This is a genomic window from Pseudomonas sp. VD-NE ins (assembly GCF_031882575.1).
GTDB lineage: Bacteria > Pseudomonadota > Gammaproteobacteria > Pseudomonadales > Pseudomonadaceae > Aquipseudomonas > Aquipseudomonas fluorescens_BZ.
In genome coordinates, this window is sequence record NZ_CP134772.1 from 3,754,024 (window position 1) to 3,757,363 (window position 3,340).

A 3,340-nucleotide genomic window follows, 5' to 3' on the forward strand; every position below is an offset into this window, starting at 1 on the left:
GGAGCCGATCTTGGTTGAATTCGAAACTGAGTTCGACTTGGGAACCGATTTTTGTGCTGTTCAAAACCTGAGTTCGACTCGGTATCTCACGTCGGCGTATCTCCAGCAAACACCTCGGTCGGTCCCCTCTCCCTCTGGGAGAGGGCTAGGGTGAGGGTCCGCTTTTAATCCCGCGCCAACGCCTCAATCGGATCAAGCCGCGAAGCATTCCGCGCCGGCACAAAGCCAAACACAATCCCGATCAACGTCGAACACACCACCGCCGTCAGCACTGACGCCAGCGAAAACACCATCTCCCATTCCTTGATAAACACCGAAAACAAATGCCCGATGGCATACGACAGGGAAATCCCGATCGCCCCGCCCAACAAACAGACCATCACCGCCTCCACCAGAAACTGCTGACGAATGTCCGACTGCCTCGCGCCCACCGCCATGCGAATGCCGATCTCGCGAGTGCGTTCGGTCACCGACACCAGCATGATGTTCATCACGCCGATGCCGCCAACCACCAGGGAAATCACCGCAATCAGCGACAGCAACAACGCCAGCGAACGGCTGGTTTTCTGCACGGTCTGCAAGACGCTGTCGAGGTTGTTGGTGAAGAAATCCTTGGTGCCGTGGCGTTGCTGCAACAGTTGAGTGACGTGCTCTTCCACCACTTTGCTCGGCTGGCCGTCCTTCATGCGCACGCTGATACTGTCCAGATATCGCTGGCCCAACACCCGCCCGGCGGCGGTTTCGTAGGGCACCCAAACGTTGAGGGTCTTGCCCGAGGCAAACAGGCTTTTATCCTGCGCGGCCACGCCGATCACCGTGCACGGCAGATTGCCGATCAGGATCACTTGGCCCAACGGATCAACATCCTGCCCGAACAAACGCTGACGGGTGTTGTGATCAATGACCACCACTTGCGCCTGGCGCCGCGCATCGTTTTCGCTGAACGGAATACCCGCCGCCATCTTGATCCCGCGCACTTTGAAGTACTGATCGCTGACGCCGTTGACCTGCGCATCCAGGTCGATATTGCGATAGCGCAGCAACAGGCTGCGGCCGATCATCGGCGTGGCGCTGTCGACGTAATACAGCTGATTCAGCGCAGTGACATCGGCCGGCGTAAGGGTTTCGATGGCCGCTGCGCGTTTGTCGCCGTAACTGCTGCCGGGATAGACATCGATGGTGTTGCTGCCAATCGCGGCGATGTCCTTGAGCACGTAGTTCTTCGCGCCCTCCCCGACCGCCGAAATCGACACCACCGAGGTGATGCCGATGACGATGCCGAGCATGGTCAGCAAGGTGCGCATGCGATGGGAAATCAAAGCCACCCAGGCCATGGCGAACGCCTCTTTGAACAGCCCGAGACTGGCGACCAGCCGCCGTGACGCAGCAGCTTTCGGTGCCACCGATTCTTCGCTGAGCAGGTGCGTGGTGTCGCGTTCGTTGGCGCGGTCGCTGAGGATTTCGCCGTCACTGACTTCGATGATGCGCTCGGCATTGGCCGCGACTTTCGGGTCGTGAGTCACCAGAATCACCGTGTGCCCCGCCGCGTGCAGCTCTAGGAGGATGCGCATCACCTCCTTGCCGCTGGCCGTGTCGAGGGCGCCGGTCGGCTCGTCGGCGAGGATCACTTCGCCGCCGTTCATCAAGGCGCGGGCGATACTCACCCGTTGCTGCTGACCGCCGGAGAGCTGACTCGGCCGATGCGTCAAATGCCCTTCCAGACCCAGCCGCGCCAACAACTCGCGGGCGCGGGCATGACGCTGAAGCTGCGGCGTACCGGCGTAAATCGCCGGCATCTCGACGTTGTGCATCGCGCTCAAATGCGGCAGCAAATGGTAACGCTGGAAGATGAAACCAAAGTAGTCGCGGCGCAGCTCGGCCAGGGCCTGATTGTCCAGGTCGCGGGTTTCCTGGCCGTTGATCCTGTAGCTACCGGCGGTGGCGTAATCGAGACAACCGAGGATGTTCATCAGCGTCGATTTGCCCGAGCCGGAGGCGCCAATGATGGCGACCATTTCCCCGGCATTGATCGTCAGGTTGATATTTTTCAGCGCGAGAAATTCGCGGTCGCCGGCGGTAAAACTGCGGGTGATGCCGGTGAGCTGTAGCAGTGGCTCAGTCATGCTCAGGCCCCCGCCACATTCGTCAGCGGATCACCGATGACCACGCGATCACCTTCAGCCAGCCCGCCATTGATCTGCACTTTGACGTTGTTGTTGATCCCGGTCTGCACATTGCGCGACTGCGCGTGGCCCTTGGCGTCGAGCACCCGTACCGGAAAACTGCCATCGGCATTGCGCGGGCCGAGCGCCGCCACCGGCACGGTCAACACAGCCTTGGCGGTGTCGAGGATAATGCGCACCTGCGCGGTCATCGAAATGCGCAAACGGTGGTCGGGGTTCGGCACCTCGAACAAGGCGTTGTAGAACACCGCGCTGCTTTGCTTCGGCGTACCGGCGGGCGGTGTTTCAAGAAAGTTCTGTGGTGCCGGGTCCGTGCCGCGCAATTTCGCGTAGTAGCGTTTGTCCTCGCCAAGAATGGTGAAATACACCTCTTGCCCCGGCGCAATGTGGATCACATCGGCCTCGGACACCTGCGCCTTGACCGTCATGGTGTCCAGATCCGCCAGTTTCAGCAGGACCGGCGCCAGTTGACTGGCGATCACCGTTTGCCCTTCCTGTGTCACCACGCCGACCACATCACCATCGATCGGCGCGACAATTCGCGTGTAGGCCAGATTGACTTTGGCCGTGTCGATCTGGATATGCGCGCTTTTGATCTGCGCATCCAGCGACATCAGGTTGGCCTGCTGCACCTGATAGTCAGACTCGGCGGTTTCGAAATCCTGGCGCGAGATCGAGGCGTCGTCCTGCAAGTTCTTGTAACGCTCGTAAATCGCTTTGGTCTGCCTGAGTTGAGCCTGGGTGGCGCGCTTTTGCGCTTGCAGGTTTTCCTCATCAACCTGGGCCTGACGCAGGGTGTTCTGCAACACCAGCGGATCGATTTCCGCCAGCCATTGGCCCTTCTTCACCTTGTCGCCAACCTTGACCTTGAGCGACTTCAATTGCCCGGACACCTGCGCGCCGACGTCCACTTGTTTGATGCCTTCGAGCAACCCGGTGGCCAGCACCGCGTTTTCAATATCACTGCGTTCCACCGTGGCGGTCAGGTATTGCGGCGCCTCGGCCGGTGCCTGCACCGCGTAGAACGCCAATCCCGCCACTGCCACCAACGCCAAACCCATACCGACTTTGCGCAACTTCGACTTTTCCATAAATAACCACAAGTCCGTTCAGGGGTGAGCCCGGCTTGACGCCGGGCTCTGGTAGATAAACAACAA

General features: G+C 60.0%; 2 protein-coding genes. Both read right to left on the reverse strand.

Translation table 11 applies throughout. From position 1 onward, the window contains the following. Positions 1–164 precede the first annotated feature (164 nt). A complete protein-coding gene (locus RMV17_RS16810) occupies positions 165–2,123 on the reverse strand; it encodes a MacB family efflux pump subunit (protein ID WP_034155693.1) in 1,959 nt (652 codons plus the stop codon). A 2-nt stretch (positions 2,124–2,125) separates the two neighbouring features. After that, positions 2,126–3,274: a macrolide transporter subunit MacA gene (gene macA, locus RMV17_RS16815; protein WP_311881296.1), complete on the reverse strand. Its 1,149-nt coding sequence runs from the start codon at positions 3,272–3,274 to the stop codon at positions 2,126–2,128. Between the last annotated feature and the right edge of the window lie 66 nt (positions 3,275–3,340).

Coding starts and splice junctions, on each gene's coding strand:
- RMV17_RS16810 (WP_034155693.1), bottom strand. CDS start 2,123: ATGACTGAGCCACTGCTACAGCTCACCGGCATCACCCGCAGTTTTACC.
- macA (WP_311881296.1), bottom strand. CDS start 3,274: ATGGAAAAGTCGAAGTTGCGCAAAGTCGGTATGGGTTTGGCGTTGGTG.